Genomic DNA, 22,019 nt, shown 5'->3' with positions numbered 1-22,019 from the left:
GGCCCCGCACTCCCGTCGCCGCGAATGCTGCCGACTCCGCAAGCACGCGATGGCGATCACCGGGGTGCGGCCGACCCGACACGCCGCCGCGCGCTGGGGCACCAGGTCAGCCTCCACGACGCGGTGAACGCAGACGTGAGGCTGTTGCCCACACCGACGGCGATCAACCCGAACGACGGCGAGGATCCCAGCCTCTGGCTGCAACGCCGGGAGAAGCACCGCGCACGCGGGATCAACGGCAACGGGATGGGCATGCCGTTGTCTATCGCGGTCAGGCTGCTGTCGACTCCCACGGCGTCGGACGCGAAAGCGTCCACCCACTGCACCCACGATGGTGGCCCGTCGCTGACGGATCAGTGCCGACTCCTGCAGACGCTGGCCACGCCGAGCAACCACGCAACGGGGCGGCCAACGGTCCTCTTGCCGACACCGCGAGCGACCGACGGAACCAAAGGCTGTCCAGCGCAACGCGGTTCCAAGGGCGACCTGATGCTGCCGTCGGCGATCATCCAACTGCTGTCCCGCGCCACGCCGAACGGCACTGTCTAGCGTCCGAAGAGGACTCCGCCACCGGGCTCACCGCACCACTAATGGCCGCGCACGCAGTTGTGGACTGGGGTGAGTACGCCCCGGCCGTGCGGCGATGGGAACGCCTGCTCGGCAGGCCAGCGCCTTATCCAACCCAACCAGGACAACACGGCCGCCCGGTGTTGGCTCCGGCCTTCGTCGAGCACCTCATGGGGTTGCCGCAGGGGTGGATCGACGATCTTCCCCTTCCGCGCACGGCCAAACTCCGTGCCCTCGGGAATGGTGTTGTGCCGGCCCATGCCGCCTATGCCGTGTCGCTGCTTCTGGCCGATCTCACTGCTCTTCTCGCAGACGAGCGTTCTGGCACCGGACGGGACGACGGATGCTCGCCGTGGGCGTGCCGGTCCTGCACGGCCGTCACCGCGGAGCGTGCGGGATGACGGCCCCAATCGCACGCGTCGTGCTGCAGGGCGCTGACCGCGCCGATACCCGGTCCGCTCGCGTCGTCACCGTGGTGGGCTTCGTCGCGGCGGCCTACGTCATCACGGTGGTCACGGCGAACTGGGCCTCTACCCACTGGCCCGCGCTGGTCCTCGGATCGTTGGTGATTCCGGCCGGCACGCTGTGGGCGGGCGTCGCCTTCACCGTGCGCGACCTGCTGCACGAGGCACTCGGCACGGCGGGTGTAGCCGGGGCCGTCGTGGTCGGCGCCGGGCTGTCGTGGCTACTGGCCTCACCACACATCGCGGTCTCCAGCGTGGCGGCGTTCGCCGTGTCCGAGACGCTCGATTCCGTGCTGTACGCCGTGCTGCGCCGCAGTTCGCGGCTGCGTGCGGTTCTGGGCTCGAACCTGCTCGGGCTGGTCGTGGACAGTGTGCTGTTCGTACCGCTCGCGTTCGGCTCGTTCGCCGCCGTGCCAGGGCAGGTGGCCGGCAAGACGGCCGCAACCGTGCTCACGGTCGCGCTGCTCCGGATCGCGTGGCGCCACCAGGGCCGGGCGGTGCCGCGATGAGGTTCTATCTCGGCACGCACCAACCCGCGTGGTTGAGCCGTGATCTCGGTGTACCGCTGCTGGTCTCGCATCGGCGGCTGGTCGGCAGGCGCAGACTGCCGCGCGCGAGCGGGCCGTGGGCGCTGGACTCCGGTGGTTTCACCGAGCTGTCGTTGCATGGGCGGTGGCGGTTCGACGAGCGCGCTTACGTGGCAGCGGTGCGCCGCTACGCCACCGAGATCGGGCAACTCGACTTCGCCGCCCCCATGGACCACATGACCGAAGTGCACGTGCTGGCGCGCACCGGGGCGAGTCTGCGCACACATCAACACCGGACGGTCACGAACTACCTGCGGCTGAAGGAGATGGCGCCGGACCTGCCGTTCATCCCTGTGATTCAGGGCCAGTCCATTACGGACTACCTTCTCCGGACTAGCGTGAGTTGTCTACGTGGTCGCTCGGCTGAATCTGAGACGCTTTCGGATGCGCAAGCTGTCAGGGAGGACGGACAGCATCCGAACGTGAGTAAGGCTCAGGTGAGTGAACTCTCCTTCGCTGCGTCTGATTGTCACGCCTACGACCCGACCAGTTCGGCTGTCGACGGCTGGTGCGCCGCTGAAGCCGATTGCTGGCGCCGGTCCTGTCAGCACCAGCTCGGATTCGTCAATAATTCCCTGTGCCGTGTACTCAAGGCTGATCCGATGTGCTCGATTCCCTACGCGTGCCAAACCGGTGATGATCAACTTCTCGCCAGCGTCGGGTGCGAGCCACAGCAGTTTGGCTCTCCAGCGCCACACCCCATCCGTCTCCAACACGGCGATATCGTTTTCTTCGTCCCTGTGGACAACGCGACTGTCGACGAACTCCGCGCCGAGTCTCAGGCGAGGCTGATCGTCACCAGTGACCATGTGAGCTGCTGTCAACCAACGTCCCGCAGAGATCTGGACTGCGCTTCCGTACAGGAACTCATCCGAGCCAGGCGACTCACGCTTTACTGTGAGTCGAACTGTCGCCCGACCGACAACCCCGACTCTGAGCGGGACCACCAAGTCGGTGAACAGCAGTCGGCTACCGGTGATCACTGCCGCGATCGAAGCTGCCACGGCGACCCAGATCTTGAGGCTTGCGGCCGCAGCGATTGCGGACACGATGCTTGCCACGACCAAGGTCATGGTGGGGGCATTGCTTCGGACTCTGCGGAATGTAGCGCTTGGTGTGACCAGCACGGTCCCGCCTCTCATCGTCTCCAGCCTGCTATCACTGACGACCTAGCTATCGGTGCGGTGGCCAGCCGTGTAACGCGATGGTCCGAACGCCAGCAAAGTCGTTTGCGTTCGCAGTTTTCGCATCTGGGCAAGCTTCTGGTTGGCCGCGTCGAGACTGACCTGCAGACCCTCAACTTCGCCGAGCAAGCCGCGTTCGGCCGCTTCGCGCAGCCGGTCGTTGAGGTTGACGACGATGGTGAGCAGGCGAGGCTCTTGTGCCGGGTCTGGGCGAAGAACTGGACATCGGATACAGGCGTGTTCGTGTCGGCACGGACTTCCGTAGGGGCGTGCGCAGGTACCCAGCTCAACCTTTCGTTTCGTGAAGTGTTGTTCGAACTCGGACCATTCATCGCGGGTCGGGTCCCGGTATTCGCTTCCGGGACGCAGTGCCCGGCGGCGGGTGATGAACGCGCGATGGTGACGCAGGACATCGTCGTTGTAGACGGCGACGTAGGTCTGGGTCGTGTTCAGGTCGTTGTGCCCGAGCAGTTTCGCGGCGATGTGCACCGGCAGGCCGGTGAAGACCGCTTCGGTGGCGAAGATCCGCCGGAAGTCGTGCGGCGTGTAGCGGAGCAGGTTTCCGTCCGGGCCCACCAGTTCGGCGCGCTGGACGGCGAGCTTGAGCAGACGGTGGGTGGTGGCCGCGCTCATGACTCGGTTCTCGGCGCCGTGGCGGCGCTGGAACAGGTGCGGCAGTGGCGCACTGGTCAGTCGCTCATAGGGGTCGTAGCGCGCGACCAGCGGCACGTGTTCGTTGCCGGCTCGGACGCGGTGCACGACGCGGGCGAGCACGTGCGCCAGTTCCGGGGCGACCAGCAGCACGCGCTCTTGGTCGAGTTTGGACGGTGCGATCTGGAACAGCGGTACGACCTCGCCGGTGTCGGGCAGAGTGTGCGTGGTCAGCGCGAGGTGAGTCAGTTCGAGCATTTCCTCGTGCCGGATCCCGGTGTGTCGCAGGGTTTCCACGACTGCCCAGGTCCAGAACGCCTCGTCCTCGGCGCGCTCGACGTCGAGGTGCTCACCGGTGTCGCAGCGTTCGACGCGAACCCGGCAGGCGCCGCGCTGGTTGCCCGTGCGGGCATCGGCGGCGACCTGGACGCGGCGGAACTCGGTGCCGCCGACGCTGATCACGTCGCCGACCGCCGAGGCCGAGGCCGTGGCGAGCAGCTTCTCCAGCCGCTCCAGGTGCTGCTCGACACTGGTGACGAGGTCGGGCAGCAACGGCGCCAGGGTGCGGGTGCGCTGGTGCATGCGGGCGCGGCGTTGCCGCTGGTGTTTCATGCTGCCCCGGACGTCCTCGTCGCGGATCGGGCAGCGAAAGACCCAGGGTGCCCAGGTCGGATCCTCGACTGCCCAGTGCGCAATATCGAGGTAGAGCGCGCGGACGGCGAAGAACACGCTGTATCGGTCCGCGCGGGGCTGTCCCTTGCTCCAGGGTCGGCGCTGGAATCCGACCCGTTCCTTCCACGCGACGGCGACATCCGGTGGAAGGTTGATTGTGTCCAGGTCGGGATGGTGCTCCTCGACGTCCTTCCAGAACGCGCCGGCGATCAGGCCGACAAGGCCGCGCAGGGATACGTGGTCCATGCCGGCGGCACGCTCGTGCAGGTAGCGGATCAGCAATGCCCGCACCGGTTCACTGCTCAGCCCGTGGCGGTCAACGAGTTCCTCGACGCTGAGCTGCCCCCGTTGGCGAGCGGCGCGCATCGTCGGTGTTCCAGGCGGGAACACGTTGTGCGAGCGCAACATCGCCCAGGCCAAGCCGACAGAATCACCGTTGCGCCCAGAGGACTTCAGCGCGGCGTGGCACTCGTGCAGATCGTCCGGTGTCAGCTCGCGGGGCCCGCGGCCGGTGTGCATCACGACGCGCGTGAGGTGATTGAGCGCATCGACTCGGACACGTTCGCGGACGCCAACTCGCTCTGCCGCCGCGTCGATCTCGGCGAAGAACTCCGGGTCGGTCAACGCCTGCACGTGCCGATAGGTGTCGGAGAAGTGGTTGGTGATCATCCAGTCGTAGCCGGGCCGCAACACGCGCAGGCTGATCAAACAGCTCATGCCGAGCGTGAAGTGCCGGCGTGCGTTGAACGGGCTCGTTCCCCCCGCCGCGACCAGTGCGTCGACGCCTGCTTCACGCCAGCCCTTGCCGAGCGATTCGGCGCCGCTGGCCTCCCAGCGCTCCTGCCAGGTCCCGCCTGGGCAGGACTCCAACCACGTCAGCAGCCGCGTCGCCCCGTTCCGGCGGGACTGTCGCTTGTCGGGGTGCTGATCACCGACCGGCAGGTCATAGGCGAGCTGCGCGAGTGCGTCGCGGCGCAGCCGAGTCTGCGGCCACACCACTGTGCGACGCGCGGTGTCCGACGTAGTGGAAGGAGCTGATGATGAGCGTGTTTCCGGCTTCTCGTGCACAGGTGCCGTGGTCATCCGCGGAACCCCGGCTGCCAGCCGAACAGCTCCTGCAAGTCCGTCGAGTCGTAGCCGATGGCCGCTGCTGCGTTGGCCGGTCGGGGTTCGGCCTGTCGCTGGTGGTGTTGGCGGACGTGGTCGACGAGCTGGTCCAGGCGCAGGCGCAAGTAGCGTTCGGTCGTGCTCAGATGTGCGTGGCCGAGCAGGATCTGGATGTCCACCAGCGGCATGTCGGGGTCAGCAGCCATGCGCAGCGCTGCGGTGTGCCGCAAGTCGTGCAACGTCCAGTTCGTTCCCAGCACGGCGTTCGCCCGCCGAAGGACCGCGCGCATTGCCTCGTAGGTAAGCGCTCGCCACGGGCGGCGCAGGGTCCACCACAACGGCTTGGCCGGTCCGATCAGCTCAAGCGGCAGCTTGTTGTGGTAGAGCCGCAGCCAGACGAACGCGTCGGGCGATGCGGGCAACCACTGCAACTCGTTGGTGCCCTTGCGGATCACGCCGATGAGCTGCTCGCCGTAGTCGACTCGGGCTTGGTCGAGCCGCAACAGTTCGTCTGGCCGGGCAGCGGTCGAGACGTAGAACGCGAGGATCGCTCTGTCGCGGTTGGACGGCATCCGCTCGAACAGCTCGTCGAACATCCGGTCCGGGATCGCTCGCGGCTGCGTGCGGGAAACGCGCTGCCGGTACACGGCGCGGCGCCCGGTGACGAAGGGCTCCATCGGGTTGTGGTGAGCATCTGCACGACCACCGCGCGGGCTCGTGCGCGCAGGAACGGGATTGCGCAACGGTCCCCGGCCTTGCACCAGGAAGAAGTCGTAGAACCCGCTGACGACCGCAAGATTGTGGTTGATCGTCGCTGGCGCGAACTGTGCTGTGAGGTACCGCTTGCCGGTCCGAGCATTCACGCTGCCCGGCTCGGGCGAATCCGCTCGACGTGTCCGGTGCTTCGTGGCCGTGCGCATCCACAGTACGAAGTCACGCACCTCGGCACGATCGGCGCGGTCCCACACCACCTCGACCGCCCACAGAAACCGCAACCACCGCAACAGCGCCCGCGCATACGACTCCACGCTCGACGCGCTGAAACCGGCGGCCACTGTATGGCGAAGGTACTCAACAACTTCCGCGACCTCGACGCCCTCCGGATCGACCACGAGCCACGGCACTCCAACGTCGCGGCCGCCTACGACGGCACCCACCCGCGGAAGAACCAGCCCTGCCGGCCGCACAAACGGCGATGTTGCTTGATCGTCCTGCACGAGGACGTATTCAACCTGCGGGCCAGGGCTACAACGCAAGCCCACGGACCTGCGTTAGTCCGGTCAACACACCACCGCTGCGCTGACTCCTATGAACGGCATGGCGTCGAGCTCGCTTCGCTGCCTGTGGTCGGAGTAGGCAGCGTCTGCCGCCGCCAGCACACCGACGAGGTCGAGCAGATTCTGCGATCGCAGGCGGCCCGCGGATACCGGCTGCACGCCTTCGGCGCCAAGGTCCTCGGACTCGCCCGGTACGCCGATGCGATCCACTCCAGCAACTCACTGGCGTGGAGCCTGCGCGGCCGGCACGTCCCCGGCTGCACACCCAGCCATCGCAGCGAATCCAACTGCCTGCGCTTCGCCCTGCAGTGGCACACGCGACTGGTCACCTCGCTACCTGTCAACACCTGCGACACGACACCGGGCCGCAAGCCGAGTTCCACCCGACCACCGCGTACTGCCCGGCACAACGCTGCATGACCGCAAAGCGAGCCTGGCCGCACTGGCCCTGGCCGTCGACGGGTACCTGGAATCGGTTGGCCTGTTCCTCCCCGCCTCACGCCTAGCGAGCCTCATACAGGATGGACCCACAGTCATGTCTTCGCGCACTCACCCGAGGTCAACCCGCAGCGAACCACAGTCGATCGGGGCTAACCGCTCGAGTCACCATGAACCAGAAGCCGTGCCCGCTTATGCCCCGTTGTGCTCAAGCGGGCAGCAGCTGCTCTACACCCCGGCAGAGGCCGCCGAAATCCTCGCGGTCAAAGAGTCCTGGCTACGACGGCAGGCCGGCCTACGCCGAGTTCCCTCTACGCGTCTCGGCAAACACCTGAGGTTCTCCCACGCAAACCTCGAAGCGATCGTGGAATCCGCCCAGCGCACCACTTGCACCCGAACCGCACCACCCGGACGGCGACGCTGAAGTCAGCAACAGCGAGGCGCTAAGGATCTCTGTGGATATTCAAAGTACTTGTGCGCCACCACTTCCCCTTTTCGCTGAATGGAGCGTCCATGTTCGTGTCACGTCCGTGACCCCCACACCAATGCGAGAGAGGTCAGCACATGCCTTGGGTAGAGCGCAGCGGCGAAAACTCATGGAGGGTCCGCTACCGCACCGACAACCCCGACAAGCCCGTCGACGCGATCTCAGGATTCACCAGCCAGCAAGCAGCTCAAGACTACGTCGACGACATGAAATCCGAGCAGCGCAAGGGAACCTGGCTTGACCCCGTCGGCGGTCAGACCACTCTCGGCGAGTTCCTCCCTGACTTCTGGGCGGCGATCGACGTCGATCTGCGCACCGAGGAGAACTACCGCAGCATCGTGCGCAAACACATCGAACCCCGCTGGGGCGACACCGCCTTCGCCGACTTCAAGAACCTCAAGATCCAGGCGTGGGCCAAGGAACTCCGCACACATCTGTCCGCCGTCACAGTGCAGGGCATCACCAAGCTGTTGTCACTGATCCTGTCCGACGCGGTCGACGAGAAACTTATCGCGGCTAACCCGATCCGGCCGCCGCGCCGGGGCCGCCGACGCCACGGCCAGCGCCCTAAGAAGAAGGTCTGGGCCGAACCCGCCGAACTACTCGAAGTCGCCGACCAGATCGCCGCCTGCTACGGGCCCAGCGGCGCCATCCTGGAGGTCACCGCCGGATGGACCGGAGCCCGCTGGGGCGAACTGACCGGCCTGCAACGGCACAACGTGCACCTGTTCGACGACGACACCGGCTTCATCGTCATCGACCCCGACACCGGCACCCTGCACGAATCCGCCTCCGGCAAGCTGTGGCTCGGCCCGCCGAAAACCGAGGCCTCCGCCCGCACCATCAGCCTCGTCCCGTCCAACGTCCGACTGCTGCGTATCCACCTCGCCACACACAAGCACCCGCACGTCTTCATCGGCCCCGACGGCGGCCTCCTGCGGCGCAGCAACTTCGCCCGCCGCGCCCAGCGCCCCGCCGCCGACGGCAACCTCCACGTCGACAGCCCCAGCATCCGTCTCCACCCAGCCAAACCCGGCCTGACCTTCCACGGCACCCGCCACAGCCACAAGACCTGGATGATCGACGACGGCATCCCCGAAATCGCCCAAGCATTCCGCCTCGGCCACGTCATGCCCGACAAGGTCCAGGAGACCTACTCCCACGTCGCCGCCGCCGTCGAAGCACGTCTGCTGCAACACCTGCAGGAACGCTGGGACAAGGCCGTCATAAACGCGCCCGTCGATGTCGACAGCAACTGGCGCCTCGCCGCGTGACAACCCCGCCGTCCAACCAAATCCACCACCGTGAGGCCCTCGACCATCCCAGTGCGTCCGCTCAGCGGGCCACACGCGCACACCTGGCCCGACGGCGCTGTCAGCGCCGATTGTCAGGGCGCTGGTGTGGCTCGCACCAAACACGCCATCGCGGCGTGTGCGCTGCCCCGGAATGGCGCGGTTTGCCTGTTGTTGACGTATACCGGGAAATCGTCGAGCTTAGCCATCAACTCCACGGCCGTACGGACGTAACTGGCATCACGGCGCAGTTGAGTCTGGTGACGATGCTCGTGCGGCGCGATGACAAGACGTGCGCGATCGAGCCGCGGAAGCTCCTGACGATGGTTGACGAAATCGCGGCTACGCCTGATGAGGCACAGCGGCGGCCGTTCAGTGTGGAGTCCACATAGGCCGCGATCATGAAGCTGCAGCAGCGCCATCTCAGCGGACGGCGTTTTCTGTAATGGTGGCAGCTAGACCCGCTACTCCTTCAGATGACGGCATCGCCCTTGGCGGCTCTTGAGCGCTTCTTCTGCCTAGCCAGCGCGAGCCAACTAACTCAGCGGTGCGGATGCATCTGAAGGCGGAACGGGTTGCAGCGGCGGCTCGGCGGAGTTGTACGAAGGTGTCAGCTCGGCGGAGACGTCGGGAGGTGCAGGGTCCACAGGCGCGATCGCTTTCGGCTGTTCGCGAGCGGCGGTCGCCTGGATCGGCGGATCTGCAGAGGAAGGACGACCAGGTTCGCCGACGTCAGCGCGTCCTTCCGCAATCGCGATTGCCCGCGCGACAGTGAGTGCGCCTTCGGGGCCGTGAGTGTTCACAACCTCGCGCAGAAACCTCCGTCGACCGGCGTTGTCCCACCAGTCGACCGTCCGGGTCAGGAACCCGCGTCCACCAATCAGGCCACCAAGGGCCGTCGTCCACCAAGGCATCCGAACGCACACTCCACCTGCGCCGACCCCGAGTGGCCAGCGGTGACGTGTCATATTCGGGTCTTGGTCTTGGTCTTGTGCAGGTGGTAAGGCTGCGTGGCCGCTTCTACTCGGCGAAGCGGGTGGAGCTGAAGCGGGTGGTGAGCCACTTCTCAGGGCGTGGTGCCGAGCTGGGACGTGTTTGGCGTTCCGCCCTACGCGGCTTCCCGTTTGGTGAAACGGGAGCCCTGGTCACGGCGAGGGTACCGCGCAGTTCCGCATCGCACCTCAGCCCGGTCATCAGCGCCGAATGGATCTGCAGCTGTTCAGGTCCTGCCATGGGCAAGGTCCTTTACGTAACCCGTGCCGCTCACCAGGCGATACACCCCTATACCGGCGAGTAGTGGAAGGGGGCACGGGATGAGGGAAGGGGTCGTGTCCGGTGCCTGGGCGCGGACCGTGCTCGTCTTGGCGGTGGGCGCGCTGCTGGCGGCCGGGGTGATCAACGTGCTGATCGCGGTGACCGAGGCGGTGCTCTGGCCCGTGGGCGTCGGCGTGGGCTGGGTGGTCGTGGCGGCCGGCGTGAGCATCTGGGCCGACACGGCGGCTACGTCCAGATTGAGAACACCCTGCGCGGCACCGGAAGGGGTGGCCGCAGCAGAGGCAGTTCGTCAGCGGTGAAGTACGCCACGCGGTCTGTGCATGATTGGCGACGGCGCGGACGATGCGCTGCTGTGCGGTGTAGAGCTGGGCGTTCATCGGCGTGGGTGCGGTGCGGTCACGGGTACCGCCGCCAGGTCACCCGGTCGGGGACTTGCCGTGCCGGAACGCGGTGGGGGTCGCAGAATCCGTGGGGTGGAAGCCTCTGACCGCGTGTTGCTGATCGACCTGGAGAACGCCGTTGGCACGATCCACGTGCGTTCGCGCATCCTGCGTGCGAAGGTCCACGCCCTCCTGCAGGCGGTCGGGCCGGTACACCACGCCCTGGCCAGTCACGCCCAAGCCGATCCGGTCGAAGACACGGTCGTGAGCGTGCTCGCCGAGCTGGGTGTTGCGGCCTGGCGGGTAGAGCAGCACGACAACGCCGCCGAATTCGCACTGATCAGCCACGCGCGCTACGCCTATCAGCAGGGTTGCCGCACGTTCGCTGTCGCCTCAGCGGACCGTGCATTCACCGCGCTGGCCGATCTCGGCGCGTTCGACGTCCTCGCGTGGGAGGGACAGCAGGTGTCGGCCAAGCTCGAAGACCGAGCCCAGAGCGTGATCCGCGTAGCGCGACCGACACCTATTGATCCCGTACCGGCTCAATGAACTGCGCGGCGGGAAGACCCGCCCGCCCAGTCCAGCAGTTCGAGTTCGGGAAGTTGCTTGTTGTGCAGCCGGGTGAGCGGGGCACCCACTGCTCGGGAGTCAGGTCGAATTTCGTGGAAATGGCTAGTACTTCCACATGGCTGACGTCGATCGAACCGCTCAAGTGACAATATTTCCGATCACTTTGCCGCTTGGATCGAACCTGGACTGTCGTTCGTCGGACGCAATTGGCGCTCGGGCTCGCGCCCTGAGCCTGGGAAGCGCCGCCTCTCGGGCTGCCGTTGTCGGCGCTGCGACATCAAGCTGTCGCAGGGCATCCGCAGTGGGGAAGCCGCGACGGAGCAGGTCGACTGAGAAGTAAGCGTTGAGGTTGCCGTCCCAGCCGTACTACACGTGCGCGCCGCCCATCGGACCCGGCGCCACCGTCACGGTGCTGCCAACGGCGGGCAGGGCCCCCTCCTCGGGGGTGTCACGTCGCCCGTCCGGATGTGTCGGGGGTGCCCGGTAGCGTTGCTGCTTTCGATTTCGTCGAACAGGAAGTCATGCCGATGCAGGTCAAGCTTCGCGACCACGAGTGGTCGATCGGAGATCGGATCGGGGAAGGCGGCTACGGCCAGGTCTACGAGGCGACGTCGGCGCAGGGTGAGCAAGCCGTCGCGAAGCTCGTCCCCAAAGAGCCGGGTGCGGAGCGCGAAGCGCTGTTCGGCAACGACCTGTCCGGTGTCCGGCACGTCGTGCCCGTGATCGACCAGGGGGAGACCGAGAACCACTGGGTGCTTGTGATGTCTCGCGCGCAGAAGTCCCTCAAGGAGCACCTCGACGAGCGCGGCGGGCCGTTCGACACGGCCGAGGCTGTGGCGATCCTGACCGACATCGCCGAGACGCTGGCCGATCTGGACGGCCGTGTGGTGCACCGAGACCTCAAGCCGGCGAACGTGCTGCTGTTGGAGGGCCGCTGGTGTCTGGCGGACTTCGGCATCGCACGGTACGCCGACGCGGCGACCGCGACGGTGACGCGCAAGTACGCGGGCTCGCCACCGTATGTCGCACCGGAACGGTGGCGCGGCGAGCGTGCGACGAGTCTGACCGACATCTACTCGTTCGGCGTGATCGCCTACGAGCTGCTGGCGGGCAAGCGGCCATTCGTCGGCACGGACGATGAGGTGCGGCACCAGCACCTTGAGGACATGCCGGCCCACCTGGAGGCCGTTCCGGCGCTGCTAGCGGCACTGGTGGAGGAGTGCCTGACCAAAGCTGCAGCAGCTCGTCCGAGGCCGGCCAACGTGGTCACCAGGCTGACGAAGATCGAACAGCAGGTACCCGCCGGTGGCCTGGCTCGCCTGCAGGAAGCCAACCGCGCCGAGGCCATTCGCCGCGGCGAAGCCGCCCGAGACGCGTCACAAGCTCGCACAGAAGCGGAGAGCAGGCAGGAGCTCTTCACCGCGGCCAAGGCGAACCTGGACCGGGTGTCGGCGATGTTCAAAGAGGCCGTGCTCGACGCCGCCCCCACGGCGAGGCAGGTGCGCCTCATAGGCGATGGCAGGGCACTCGACGCCACCCTCACCGCGGCAGAGGCGCGTTCGATCGTTGGCGGCTGGGCGCTGAATTTGTGCGACGCCGTGCTGAGCATCTCTGATGCCACAGCGACCTCGGCGAACCCGTGGGGCAGACGGCAGCCGCCGGCGTTCAGCGTGATCGCGCACGCAGAGGTCACCATCCGGATCCCTCCGGACCGGTTTGAGTACGAGGGCCGTCAGCACTCGCTGTGGTACTGCGATGCCCACGAGACCGACCATTTCCAGTGGTTCGAGACGGCGTTCATGGTCGCCGCGTACGTCCCCAAGCGTGGTCGGCTCGATCCGTTCGCGATAGATCCCAGCGAGCACGCAGCCAAAGCGATCGGCTCCGGTATGGCCGAGTGGCAGCTGGCGTGGCCGTTCACCCCACTGGGTGTCGGCGACATGGACGAGTTCGTGACCCGGTGGGCCGGATGGTTCGGCGATGGTGCGACCGGCCAGCTTCGGCACCCAAGCCACATGCCCGACCGGTCGCCGGACGGCAGCTGGCGCAAGAACTAACTGCGTTAGCTTGCGACAGAAATTCAACCGGACAGGCTGGGCGAGTTCGGCCAGATGGAGGCACCAGTGTCATCGGCGTTAACCCAGGTCGGGACGATGCTGGCTTCGCGAGCAAGCCGGGCTTGCGGACTGTGCGGCCAGTTCCGGATGCCGACCAAGGCCCATGTGCCCCCGCAAGCGTCCGGAAATACCAGCGCTGTGAAGAGAGCCCCGGACGTCATCGATCAGGGCGGCGTCCGCAGGCAAGGCAGGTGGTCCGATGGCGGCATGTGGGTGCGCGGCCTTTGCGGCGACTGCAACAACCTGGCGGGATCCTTGTACGACAAGGCATACGCCGATTTCGCCAGGCAAGTTGCGCTGATGACGTCGCCGTTCGCCAAGCGTATGCAGATCATCCGTAGCGAACCACCAGCGGTGTTCTTCGCTCCCCAGCTGGTCGCCAAGTGCGTCCTGTACGGGATGTTCGGCATACATCCCCGGTTACGCGTCCTCTTCCCAGAACTTGCCGACGACCTCGTGCACCAGGCCGAGCACATCCGCTGGCCCGGCAAAGTCGCCTTGAAGCTGGGGCTCACCACACCCGATCTTGACCATCGCGGTCTGCTTACCAGCGGCGTGTCCATGATGAAAGTGTTGGGACGACGTCTTGTTCACTTCCCGTTCGCAGAGATCGTCTTCCCCCCATTGGTATGGGCCCTCGTGCCGATCGACAACACGCCAGAACTGGGAGCGGACGACACCCAGTACCTGACCGACGCTTCCAGTTGGGTCCGTTACTCACGGGACCGCACGAGCGTCGATCTCCGATCCCTCACTCGAAACCTCCCCACCTTCACCCATCCGATGCTGTCACTCGAACGCGGTTCCTGGACCGAGCTACATGGAGAGGCAGGGACGGATGCCGAACCCGTCATGGTCCACGGAAAGCTCCCCTGATCTCTGACTTGCTGTTCACGGTCTCGCTGATCGCCGCCGAGGCACGTCTGTTCCAGACCGCGGGCGTCACCCCCCGAGACGCTGTGGCGTCCCTGGCGTGTGGCGAAACGCGACGAGGAGGCAGCCGACACGGTGTCCTTCACCCTGGTGCCCGACGACGGCGGCCCGGTTCCGGCCTTCGAACTGGGCGGGCGGATGAGGTCCGGTTCTCCGGCAGGGTGGCGGGCTTCAACACTGTCGGAGCAGAACCGGGCTACTGGGTTTCGTGGTGAGATCAGGCTCGTGACTTGGTAAGCACCATCAGCTCGGTCATGCCGTGCGTCATGCCCAGCGCCAACGGCCGCTGAGGTGGTGGCGGGGTCGTGGTGCTGACGCGGGGCTCATGTCAGCACCACGACCCTGGTCAGGAGTTGTTCGGGCCGATGAGGCCGCTGAAGAACCTCACCGCGCCCGCCACAGCCGCGCATCCGCCGAGGACAGCTGCGGCGGGCGGCTGGTCGGCGAGCAGGATCAGCCCCGCGGTCGCGGCGCCGGCGAGCAGCGCCAGCAGCAGGATCACTGCGGCCCGCAGGCTCAGCAGCGGCTTGGAGAACTCCGAGTCGTCGCGGGACATGTACCTTCTTCTCCTCTGAAACTGATCGTCCGGAGCAAGGCCCGGCTGTGCCGGGTCTAGGTGCGTCCGCGCTGGTAGCCCCACGTTCTTCTTATCGGAACCCAGCCGTAAAAGATCTTGAAAAAGTCGTGGGGTAGGTCGTTTTCGCTGACCTACGAGAGGTCGCTTGGGGCCAAGGCCTTAAGGGACGTCTCGGTGGGTCACCGGGTCGTCTGTAGAGCGAGAAGTGGGAGTGCGCGGTGGTGGGTGGTGAGCAGTCGGTCGGCGCGGGGTCGCCGCCTGCTGTTACGCACCTACAACTGGGAAACTCGACCGCGAACGCGCAGTTCACGACCTCCGAGGACGCTGGCGCGTCGTTCGACGCGGCCGTCGCGGCCGCGCTGTTCAACCCGGAGTCGCTCAAGGCGCTGTTGCGCGCCGAGCACATCACCGGCAAGGAGGCCGCCGACGTCGAGGCCGCGGCCGCGAGCCTGCAGCGCCGCACCGAGGATGCGGTCCTGGTCATGCAGCTCGCCGAGGACGGCTTCGCGGGGCCGAAGTACGAGGTGTCCCAGGCCGAGCTCGTCGCGTACGCGCTGCCGATCCTGCGGTCGTGGCTGCGCCGGGGCGTGATCTTCGAGTACTGCATGAAGCGCGGCCGTCCGGTCACCGCCGACGCGATGGACCAGGCCTACCTCGCCGGAAGCCTCGACGAACATCTGCACGAGCGGCTGAGCCTGGCCGGCGAGACCATCGCCAAGGCGCTGCCGGTGTTCTGCGAGCGCGCCCTGGTGCAGCGCGGCTGGACGCACGAGGGCGGGGCCAGCCTGCTCACCTACTTTGTCGGCGCGACGCTCAACGAGTTCCCTAACATCTTCCGCAAGTGGCGGACAGCGCGCGAGGCCTGGCGCCAGGCGCACGGCTACGGACTCAACGCCGATGACCTGGGCAGACAGCCGTTCGGAAGCGATGGCGAGGACCCCGGCGAGTCGGTGGTCTCGCGCCAGTTCGTCCTGGACACGCTCAAAGGCCTGCCCGACAACCTGCGTGAGGTCGCGACCCGGATCGTCCTGGGCGACGAAGGCCAGGCCAAAGTTGTCAGCGCTCGGCGCGCCGCAGTGCTGTCGTCAGCCGTGGCGTGTGGCGCGACGGTACGCATGGGGAGTGTCGCCGAAGACCCGGCGGAACACTGTGGTCAGGTGGCTCTGGCTGGACATGCCGACCAACAGGGCGATCTCCGCGATCGGCCGGTCGGAACGAGTGAGCAGCTCGGCCGCCCTTTCAACGCGGCGCTGGAGCACATACCGGTGCGGCGACACCCCGATGGCCTTCTTGAAAGCGCGGCCGAACTGGTGGCGATCCAACTCGGCGACACCGGCCAGCCGGTCGAGGCGCAGGTCGCCACCGAGCTCGTCGTCGATATGTTCCAACACCTCGCGCAGCCGTGTTCCGGCGAGGGCCGGTGTCGGCGCAGCCGAGATGTTCACCCGGCTGGAATAGCGGCGCAGCAGATGCAGCGCGAGCGTGGTCGTGACGCCATCGACGAAGAGCTGGCCGGCCACACCGCCGGAGGTCGCCTCGTCACGCAGCGCGAGCGTGAGCTGGCGGACCAGCGGGTCGACTCGGTTAGTGAACCCGATGAACTCGACGCCGTCACCGGCCCCGGCCGGCACCTGGGCGGGATCGAGCCGGATGGTCACATAGTCGAGAAGACCGCGGCCGTGGCGCGCCACGCGACGTCGGTTGGCCGGGATGAACGTCACCGCGCCGGGAAAGTCCGCACCCGCGTACCTGTGGCCGTCCTCGATCCGTGCCTCCGTGCGGCTGGTCACCCCACCGAGCGTGACCAGAAGAAGGTGCTCGGAAAGCTGGCACACGCCCTCGGTGGCGGGGCCGCTCTGCCACCGCGCTACCTCGAGGCCGACTCCCGCCCAACGGTACTCGCGCAGCTGAAGATACCGGCCACCCGGTTCGCGCACGGCTGTCACAACACCAGTGTTCGGACAGGCTCGTTAGCACCGTGTGAGCCGGGGGCTTCACCCAGGAGAAGTCCGCGAATCTGCAAGCGGCGCAACAAAGTGAAAGACTCGACGCGGACATCGGCTCACCATGTGATCCATGGAAAGCACAACCCCTCCTTCCACCCACGACGGCCGCACCCAGGGTATGGTCTCCCGGCGCGGAGTGCTCGCCGCCACTGGTGCCGCCGCGCTGGCGATCGGGATTCCCGGCGTCGCGGCCGCCGACCACCTTCGGGGTGGCTCCAGACCGGTCACCCGTCCGTTGCCCGACTCCGGAGGCATTATCCCGGTGATCGGACTCGGCACGTTCATGACCTTCGACCGCCGACCGGAAACCGACCGGTCGTTCATCCCCGTCGTGCTCCGCGAGTTCTTCGACGGCGGTGGCCGGGTGATCGACACCTCGGCGCTCTATGGAGCGGCCGAGACGAACACCGGCCAGTACCTGCGCGAGCTGGGTCTCACCAACCGGGTGTTCCTGGCCGACAAGAGCTGGAACTGCGGAGAATACGCGTTCGACGACAGCCATGCGGTGCGCCAGTTCACCCGTTCTCAGGAGCGTCTGCATCGCCGGCGGCTCGACTTGGTCGGTGTGCACAGCATGACCAACGTCGGCATGATCCTGCCGGTGCTCAACCGGTTGAAGGCACAGGGCGCGATCCGCTACGTCGGCCTGACCTCCCACGAGCCCTACCAGTACGCCGGGATGCGCCCGCTCATCGAGACCGGCGCGATCGACGTCATCCAGGTCCGCTATTCGATGTTCCAGCGCTCGGTCGAGGACGGGCTGCTCTCGATCGCGGCGGACAACGGCGTCGCAGTGATGGTCAACATGGCTCTGGAGAAAGGACGCCTCCACCACGCCGTAACCGGCCACTCCGTCCCGCGGTTCGCCCAGGACGAGGGGTGTGAGTCATGGGCCCAGTACTTCCTGAGCTACGTCGCCGCACACCCCGCGGTCACGTGCGTCCTCCCTGCGTCAACCAATCCCGCCCACGTTCGAGAAAATCTCCTCACCATGCACCGCCCGCTCCCGGACCAGCGCCAACGCCGCCGGATGCTCGACCATTTGCAGGAGATCCCCGAGTTCGCCCGTGTCGCCACCACACCGTGGTACCCCGGCAAAACCTTCGCCAACGGCCTCGTCCGACTCCCACAGCCGCACCCGACCGGCTGACCGGCGCGCCAAGGGCAATCACCATGTTGAGCATGTCGAACGGCTGCCAGCGAAAGGATCGCTTGTGGCCGGGTCAGGCCGAGTTCGAAATAGCGCTCCTCGGACAGCTCGGTCTGGCCGGGCGCTCATGTTGTGTCAGCAAACTCCAGGCGTAGTCGGCATCGTCGGCCGCTCGGGCGAGACAGCTGGTGCGAGCTCCGCTGTCCTGAAGGACTGCATGGAACTAAAGGTGACCGAGTGTGCTGGCCGAGGTGAGACCGAGCGCCAGGATCGTTGCCATCGCGCGAAATCGCATGAGGTCACCCTTCGTCAGTTGCCACGGTCGTAGGCGGGGTCGCGGGCGAGATACGCTTCGCGCAGCCGGTGGATGCGGAGCACCGGGTCGACCCCGCCGGGGTCGAGGTCGAAGGTCCAGCTGGATTCGTCATGGGTGGGCGCGCACAGGCCCATCGGCAGTGCGTCTTCGAGCCCGAGCAGCCGCCGCACGATGATGGCGCGGCTGGCCCAGGGGCACGCGCGCGCGGCGATGAGCCGGTAGCGACCGGCCGTGATGGTGTGTCCCTCGCGGCCGTCGGCAGTGATCCGGGTGGAAAGATAGTTCTGATTCCGCACATAGGTTCCATCCGCCCGCGTGTCGGGATGGGTCGTGCGTGTATCCGGTTCCTCGGTGGACATGAGATTCGCTCCTGTCGGTGCTGGGGTGTTCAGCGAACCAACGCGAATCCATTGGACCAATCGACGATGCCGTCGTTGGCCAGGCGTAGCTGGAGGAACCCGAGCGCCTCGAGTTCGTGCGCGCGATCGAGCTGTCCGCTGTCGACGACGGCTAGCCCGCCGGCGACGATGAGGTCCGAGAGTGCTTGCTTGGCGGAATGGTCATCGCCGGCCAGCAGTACGGTGACCGGATTCTCCCCGACTTTTCCGCTGGTCAGCGTCGCGGCGAAGGTGGTGTTGAACGCCTTGAGGACGCGGGCGTCAGGGAGAGACTTCTGGAGTTCGGCGGCGGCCGAGCTGCCGGCGGGCACCTTCAGCTGCTCGAAGGTCTCGAAGTCCAGCGGGTTGGTGATGTCAACAACGACGCGTCCGGCGAGCTGGTCGCGGTACCGGCCGGTGATCTCGTCGAGTGCTTCGTAGGGAACTGCGAGCACGACGATCTCTCCGGCCAATTCGGCGGTGTCGTCACGCCCGATGTGCCGCGCGATCGCGCCGCCTGCGGTGAGCAGGTCACCGATGGCCGTGCCCATGGCGCCGCTGCCGAAGATCGTTACGGGAATGGTCATGATGTTTTCTTCCTTTCCGTTGTTTCATCGTTGATGTAGCGCGGCTGGGCGACGGCCACACCCGCGGCGGTGAAAGGTGCGAGCACGGCGAGCAGGACCACGATGGGCACCGTCCATCCGCCGGTGAGGGCATTCGTCCAGCCTGCGGCAAGCGGGCCGAGGGCGGCGACGAGGTAGCCGACGGTCTGTGCCATGCCCGACAACCGCGCCGCGCTGTCGGCGTCGCGGGCGCGCAGTGTGAACAGGGTGAGGGCGAGGCTCAATCCCCCTCCCTGGCCCAGTCCGAGCACGGTCGCCCACAGCAGAGCGCCACCGGTCGGCGCGATCACGAGCCCCAGCAGGCCGATGCCGAAAGCGGCGGTGACAGCGAATACGAGGCTGTGCTGGCGTCGCATGCGGACAGCGAGAACCGGTATCGGCAGACCGCTGGCGATCCCGGCCAGCCCGACGAGCGACAACGCATAGCCTGCGGCGTCTGCGGTCATACCGTTGTCGGTCAGCAAGGTTGGAAGCCAGGCGGCCAGCGCGAAATAGATGCCGGACTGCAGGCCGATGAACAAACCTGCTGACCAGCCGAGGCGTGTACGCCACACCGGGACAGCCTCGGCCTTCGCAGCCGAGTCACTGTCGGCTGAGGGGCCTCGCACAGCACGCGGCAGCCAGGCGAGGAAGGCGACAGCCGCAGGTAGCCCCCACATCGCGAGGCTCCCGCGCCAGCCCAGGCCCACAGTCCTGCCAAGCGGTACGGTCACCGCGGCAGCCACCGCCGCTCCGGACTGCAACGCGACCGAGTAGACCGTCATCGTCGCGCCGAGCCGGTGCGGCCGGTAGTGCTTGATGGCTGCGGGTATCAAGACGTTGCCCACAGCAATGCCGCTGGCTGCGACCACGGTCCCCGCGAACAGCAGCGGAAGCGGCGCGAGCAGGCGCATCACGATGCCCACGGCGATCAACCCGACCGCTATGAGAACCGCCCGGTCGATCCCGAGGTGCTCCGACAGGAACGCCGCCCCCGACGCCACAAGCCCCAGACACAGCAGAGGAACCGTCGTGAGCAAGCCCAGCATCGTCACGCCGAGTCCGGTGTCTTGCTGGATCTCCGTCGCGAGCGGGCCGATCGCGACGATGGCGGGACGCAGTGCGAGAGCGGCCAGCACGATCGCCGCAGTCAGCAGGAGACCGCGGTCGCGGCGCTGTGCCGTGTGCATGAGTTCCATGCTCGGAGGCGACCGCGGAGCTGTAAAAGACCGATAAGCGTGGACGACGTCCGCGCCGACCGAACGCCGCTGCTCAGCGAGGTGATGCGGCGGCCTGTCGCAGCAAGCCCAGGAACGCTGTGGTCGCCGCCGACGCGCCGGCGGAACTGATAGCAGTGATGGTGTGCAGCGCGGCGCGGTCGCTCAACGCCACAACACGCGCTCTCTCAGGAGCTGCGGATACCGCGCTGGAAGGCACTACAGCGACTCCTGCCCCGAGCGCCACCAACCGCGCCATGTCGGAAATCTGATCCAGCTCGAAGGATGCCTCGACGTCAACCTCGGCGCGATCGAAAGCCTCGGTGACCGCGCGCCGCAGACCGCTGCCACGCCGGTAGTGGATGAACGGACCCAGTTCAACCAACTGCCCGACCGAAACCGGCACGCCGGATCGCAACGCGGCGGTCTGCGGTATGACGGCCACCAGCGGATCGTCAATCAGCGGCGTCGCCGTCAATGCTGCCGGCAAGTCGGAGTCGCGCAACGCGACAACCGCGACGTCGAGATCGCCATCCACCACGTCATGTGCGAGATCATGCGATGCGCCTGTACGGATGAACAAGCGGACACCTGGGTGCTGTTCGTGGAAGGCGGCGACCAGTCCGACGACTTCCAAGGACGGCGGTGACCCCTGAATCATGCCGATGCGCAGACGTCCTGCCAGCATCCCCCGCAACGCGGCCATGTCCTGCTCCACCCGATCAGCCTCGGTGAGCAAGCGCCTTGCCCGTGGCAGCAACGCCTCGCCGGCCGTGGTCAACCTCATCCCTCGCCTGCTGCGAACGAACAGCTCGCTGCCGAACTCGGCCTCGAGACGCGCGATCTGTGCGCTCAGCGCCGACTGCGCGACAAAACAACGCTCCGCGGCCTGCGTAAGGTTGCCCGTGTCAGCAACGGCCACGAAGTAACGAAGATGGCGTAGTTCCACGCGCGCATCCTCACATTCGATCAGAAGAGATCATGGACGGGCAGGAAGTGCGCCCTGCCGCGATGAGCCTGGACCTAGCTATCCGCACGGGCGCCGGTCTGGACACGAGCTCGATCGCTCCTTGCTACCGAAGTGTCCTCGCACGCGAACTCAACCACGAACTTCCTCCTGATCGACGGGTTAGCGGCGGTCGAGATGACCGTCACCAACCCTATTCAGCCTCAGCGCGCATTGAGCGAGAGCGCTCAAGTGGCGGTGAACCCGGGAACGGTCATCGGGCCGCTATCGCCCCTTCCGTCGGCACCTCGGTGGACATCGTGCGGCGGCTGCTGCTGCGGCAGGTACCGAGTTCACCGAAGATCGGCTTCTCGCTGGTGGACGTGCGAGACGTGGCGACGGCGCACCGACTGGCCATGGAGTCGCCGATCGCACCGGGCAGCTGGTACATCCTGGCGGGAGACTTCCTGTGGATGCGGGACATCGCGACTGTGCTGGCAGTGGAGTTCAACCGGCGCGGCTACCGCGTGCCCACCGGAACAATGCCGACATCAGTACTGCGGCTTGCGGCGGTGTTCGACCTTTCGGTCCGGCAGGCGCTGGACTTCGTGGGTCGTAGACAGCTCGTCAGTGCCGACAAGGCTCGCAGTGAACTGGGGTGGACCACACGCCCGTCGCGAGAGTCGATTGTGGACACCGCCAACAGCCTCATCGAACTGGGGCTCGTGCCAAAACCGGCGGCGTAGAAGGCCGTTGTTCCAAGGGATCGTGCCAACCTGACGACGACGTGATCTTGGATTGGGTTGAAGACGACAGGAACTGAC

At 66.6% G+C, this 22,019-nt stretch carries 22 protein-coding genes and 1 pseudogene; 12 read left to right on the top strand and 11 right to left on the bottom strand.

Annotated features, from left to right (window positions below):
- The first annotated feature begins 24 nt into the window (after positions 1–24).
- From IEY88_RS44660 to IEY88_RS45745, 3 genes and pseudogenes are all read left to right on the top strand, one after another.
- On the top strand, positions 25–549 hold the full coding sequence (locus IEY88_RS44660; protein WP_229694162.1) for a hypothetical protein: 525 nt from the start codon (positions 25–27) through the stop codon (positions 547–549).
- Positions 550–964: 415 nt separating this feature from the next.
- Entirely contained in the window at positions 965–1,540 is a 576-nt protein-coding gene (locus tag IEY88_RS38095; RefSeq protein ID WP_189159785.1) for a VUT family protein, read from the top strand.
- Positions 1,537–1,935, top strand: a pseudogene (locus IEY88_RS45745) (deazapurine DNA modification protein DpdA family protein); the annotation flags it as partial. The gene IEY88_RS38095 and the pseudogene IEY88_RS45745, both read left to right, overlap by 4 nt.
- Positions 1,936–1,965: 30 nt before the next feature.
- Here IEY88_RS45745 and IEY88_RS38090 read toward each other — a convergent pair.
- From IEY88_RS38090 to IEY88_RS38080, 3 genes are all read right to left on the bottom strand, one after another.
- On the bottom strand, positions 1,966–2,691 hold the full coding sequence (locus IEY88_RS38090) for a S1 family peptidase (RefSeq protein WP_189159784.1): 726 nt from the start codon (positions 2,689–2,691) through the stop codon (positions 1,966–1,968).
- 96 nt (positions 2,692–2,787) lie between these two features.
- Positions 2,788–5,208, bottom strand: a complete 2,421-nt coding sequence (locus tag IEY88_RS38085; protein WP_189159783.1) for a tyrosine-type recombinase/integrase — start codon at positions 5,206–5,208, stop codon at positions 2,788–2,790.
- A complete protein-coding gene (locus IEY88_RS38080) occupies positions 5,205–6,287 on the bottom strand; it encodes a tyrosine-type recombinase/integrase (protein WP_229694139.1) in 1,083 nt (360 codons plus the stop codon). The genes IEY88_RS38085 and IEY88_RS38080 overlap by 4 nt, the downstream gene beginning before the upstream one ends.
- Positions 6,288–6,290: 3 nt before the next feature.
- Between IEY88_RS38080 and IEY88_RS44655 the strand changes: the two genes are divergently transcribed.
- From IEY88_RS44655 to IEY88_RS38065, 3 genes are all read left to right on the top strand, one after another.
- Positions 6,291–6,929: a deazapurine DNA modification protein DpdA family protein gene (locus tag IEY88_RS44655; RefSeq protein WP_229694138.1), complete on the top strand. Its 639-nt coding sequence runs from the start codon at positions 6,291–6,293 to the stop codon at positions 6,927–6,929.
- A 115-nt stretch (positions 6,930–7,044) separates the two neighbouring features.
- Positions 7,045–7,371, top strand: coding sequence for a helix-turn-helix domain-containing protein (locus IEY88_RS38070; protein WP_189159781.1), 327 nt, complete (start codon positions 7,045–7,047; stop codon positions 7,369–7,371).
- Between the two features lie 140 nt (positions 7,372–7,511).
- The gene (locus IEY88_RS38065) at positions 7,512–8,708 is read left to right on the top strand and encodes a tyrosine-type recombinase/integrase (RefSeq protein WP_189159780.1); all 1,197 of its coding nucleotides are present in this window, start codon (positions 7,512–7,514) and stop codon (positions 8,706–8,708) included.
- Between the two features lie 113 nt (positions 8,709–8,821).
- Here the strand turns inward: IEY88_RS38065 and IEY88_RS38060 are convergent, their stop codons facing one another.
- Positions 8,822–9,148, bottom strand: a complete 327-nt coding sequence (locus tag IEY88_RS38060) for a hypothetical protein (RefSeq protein WP_189159779.1) — start codon at positions 9,146–9,148, stop codon at positions 8,822–8,824.
- Between the two features lie 891 nt (positions 9,149–10,039).
- Here IEY88_RS38060 and IEY88_RS38055 point away from each other — a divergent pair.
- From IEY88_RS38055 to IEY88_RS38040, 4 genes are all read left to right on the top strand, one after another.
- Positions 10,040–10,300: a hypothetical protein gene (locus IEY88_RS38055; RefSeq protein ID WP_189159778.1), complete on the top strand. Its 261-nt coding sequence runs from the start codon at positions 10,040–10,042 to the stop codon at positions 10,298–10,300.
- Positions 10,301–10,474: 174 nt separating this feature from the next.
- Positions 10,475–10,930 carry a hypothetical protein gene (locus IEY88_RS38050; protein WP_189159777.1) on the top strand — a complete coding sequence of 152 codons (456 nt, stop codon included), beginning with the start codon at positions 10,475–10,477 and terminating at the stop codon, positions 10,928–10,930.
- A 548-nt stretch (positions 10,931–11,478) separates the two neighbouring features.
- On the top strand, positions 11,479–13,008 hold the full coding sequence (locus IEY88_RS38045) for a serine/threonine-protein kinase (protein WP_189159776.1): 1,530 nt from the start codon (positions 11,479–11,481) through the stop codon (positions 13,006–13,008).
- 147 nt (positions 13,009–13,155) lie between these two features.
- Positions 13,156–13,944 carry a hypothetical protein gene (locus IEY88_RS38040; protein ID WP_189159775.1) on the top strand — a complete coding sequence of 263 codons (789 nt, stop codon included), beginning with the start codon at positions 13,156–13,158 and terminating at the stop codon, positions 13,942–13,944.
- A gap of 403 nt (positions 13,945–14,347) precedes the next feature.
- On the opposite strand, the gene IEY88_RS38035 is transcribed toward IEY88_RS38040, so the two are convergent.
- The 3 genes from IEY88_RS38035 to IEY88_RS38025 all read right to left on the bottom strand — a co-directional run bounded on the left by IEY88_RS38035 (position 14,348) and on the right by IEY88_RS38025 (position 16,524).
- Positions 14,348–14,557 (bottom strand): hypothetical protein, encoded by a 210-nt coding sequence (locus IEY88_RS38035; RefSeq protein ID WP_189159774.1) that lies wholly within the window; start codon positions 14,555–14,557, stop codon positions 14,348–14,350.
- Between the two features lie 293 nt (positions 14,558–14,850).
- On the bottom strand, positions 14,851–15,348 hold the full coding sequence (locus tag IEY88_RS38030; protein WP_189159773.1) for a hypothetical protein: 498 nt from the start codon (positions 15,346–15,348) through the stop codon (positions 14,851–14,853).
- A 315-nt stretch (positions 15,349–15,663) separates the two neighbouring features.
- Positions 15,664–16,524, bottom strand: a complete 861-nt coding sequence (locus IEY88_RS38025; RefSeq protein ID WP_189159772.1) for a helix-turn-helix domain-containing protein — start codon at positions 16,522–16,524, stop codon at positions 15,664–15,666.
- A 130-nt stretch (positions 16,525–16,654) separates the two neighbouring features.
- Here IEY88_RS38025 and IEY88_RS38020 point away from each other — a divergent pair, with 130 nt between their 5' ends.
- The gene (locus tag IEY88_RS38020; protein WP_189159771.1) at positions 16,655–17,734 is read left to right on the top strand and encodes an aldo/keto reductase; all 1,080 of its coding nucleotides are present in this window, start codon (positions 16,655–16,657) and stop codon (positions 17,732–17,734) included.
- 309 nt (positions 17,735–18,043) lie between these two features.
- Here IEY88_RS38020 and IEY88_RS38015 read toward each other — a convergent pair whose 3' ends face one another.
- The 4 genes from IEY88_RS38015 to IEY88_RS38000 all read right to left on the bottom strand — a co-directional run bounded on the left by IEY88_RS38015 (position 18,044) and on the right by IEY88_RS38000 (position 21,198).
- Positions 18,044–18,409 carry a glutathione S-transferase family protein gene (locus IEY88_RS38015; protein ID WP_189159770.1) on the bottom strand — a complete coding sequence of 122 codons (366 nt, stop codon included), beginning with the start codon at positions 18,407–18,409 and terminating at the stop codon, positions 18,044–18,046.
- A gap of 29 nt (positions 18,410–18,438) precedes the next feature.
- Complete coding sequence (locus IEY88_RS38010; RefSeq protein WP_189159769.1) at positions 18,439–19,014, bottom strand: NADPH-dependent F420 reductase; 576 nt, start codon at positions 19,012–19,014, stop codon at positions 18,439–18,441.
- On the bottom strand, positions 19,011–20,231 hold the full coding sequence (locus tag IEY88_RS38005; protein ID WP_189159768.1) for a CynX/NimT family MFS transporter: 1,221 nt from the start codon (positions 20,229–20,231) through the stop codon (positions 19,011–19,013). The genes IEY88_RS38010 and IEY88_RS38005 overlap by 4 nt, the downstream gene beginning before the upstream one ends.
- A gap of 73 nt (positions 20,232–20,304) precedes the next feature.
- Positions 20,305–21,198: a LysR family transcriptional regulator gene (locus tag IEY88_RS38000; protein ID WP_189159767.1), complete on the bottom strand. Its 894-nt coding sequence runs from the start codon at positions 21,196–21,198 to the stop codon at positions 20,305–20,307.
- Between the two features lie 317 nt (positions 21,199–21,515).
- On the opposite strand from IEY88_RS38000, the gene IEY88_RS37995 reads away from it, so the two are divergent.
- A complete protein-coding gene (locus IEY88_RS37995) occupies positions 21,516–21,941 on the top strand; it encodes a Rossmann-fold NAD(P)-binding domain-containing protein (protein ID WP_189159766.1) in 426 nt (141 codons plus the stop codon).
- Positions 21,942–22,019 lie beyond the last annotated feature (78 nt).

It is taken from the genome of Lentzea pudingi (genome assembly GCF_014646255.1).
Lineage (GTDB): Bacteria > Actinomycetota > Actinomycetes > Mycobacteriales > Pseudonocardiaceae > Lentzea > Lentzea pudingi.
Note: the sequence above shows the minus strand (reverse complement) of the source record. Positions and strands in the feature narration are given on the sequence as shown.

Coding starts and splice junctions, on each gene's coding strand:
- IEY88_RS38090 (WP_189159784.1), bottom strand. CDS start 2,691: ATGACCTTGGTCGTGGCAAGCATCGTGTCCGCAATCGCTGCGGCCGCA.
- IEY88_RS38015 (WP_189159770.1), bottom strand. CDS start 18,409: ATGTCCACCGAGGAACCGGATACACGCACGACCCATCCCGACACGCGG.
- IEY88_RS38010 (WP_189159769.1), bottom strand. CDS start 19,014: ATGACCATTCCCGTAACGATCTTCGGCAGCGGCGCCATGGGCACGGCC.
- IEY88_RS38085 (WP_189159783.1), bottom strand. CDS start 5,208: ATGACCACGGCACCTGTGCACGAGAAGCCGGAAACACGCTCATCATCA.
- IEY88_RS38055 (WP_189159778.1), top strand. CDS start 10,040: ATGAGGGAAGGGGTCGTGTCCGGTGCCTGGGCGCGGACCGTGCTCGTC.
- IEY88_RS38020 (WP_189159771.1), top strand. CDS start 16,655: ATGGAAAGCACAACCCCTCCTTCCACCCACGACGGCCGCACCCAGGGT.
- IEY88_RS38095 (WP_189159785.1), top strand. CDS start 965: ATGACGGCCCCAATCGCACGCGTCGTGCTGCAGGGCGCTGACCGCGCC.
- IEY88_RS38070 (WP_189159781.1), top strand. CDS start 7,045: ATGTCTTCGCGCACTCACCCGAGGTCAACCCGCAGCGAACCACAGTCG.
- IEY88_RS38045 (WP_189159776.1), top strand. CDS start 11,479: ATGCAGGTCAAGCTTCGCGACCACGAGTGGTCGATCGGAGATCGGATC.
- IEY88_RS38005 (WP_189159768.1), bottom strand. CDS start 20,231: ATGGAACTCATGCACACGGCACAGCGCCGCGACCGCGGTCTCCTGCTG.
- IEY88_RS38040 (WP_189159775.1), top strand. CDS start 13,156: ATGCCGACCAAGGCCCATGTGCCCCCGCAAGCGTCCGGAAATACCAGC.
- IEY88_RS38035 (WP_189159774.1), bottom strand. CDS start 14,557: ATGTCCCGCGACGACTCGGAGTTCTCCAAGCCGCTGCTGAGCCTGCGG.
- IEY88_RS38060 (WP_189159779.1), bottom strand. CDS start 9,148: ATGGCGCTGCTGCAGCTTCATGATCGCGGCCTATGTGGACTCCACACT.
- IEY88_RS38065 (WP_189159780.1), top strand. CDS start 7,512: ATGCCTTGGGTAGAGCGCAGCGGCGAAAACTCATGGAGGGTCCGCTAC.
- IEY88_RS44655 (WP_229694138.1), top strand. CDS start 6,291: ATGGCGAAGGTACTCAACAACTTCCGCGACCTCGACGCCCTCCGGATC.
- IEY88_RS44660 (WP_229694162.1), top strand. CDS start 25: ATGCTGCCGACTCCGCAAGCACGCGATGGCGATCACCGGGGTGCGGCC.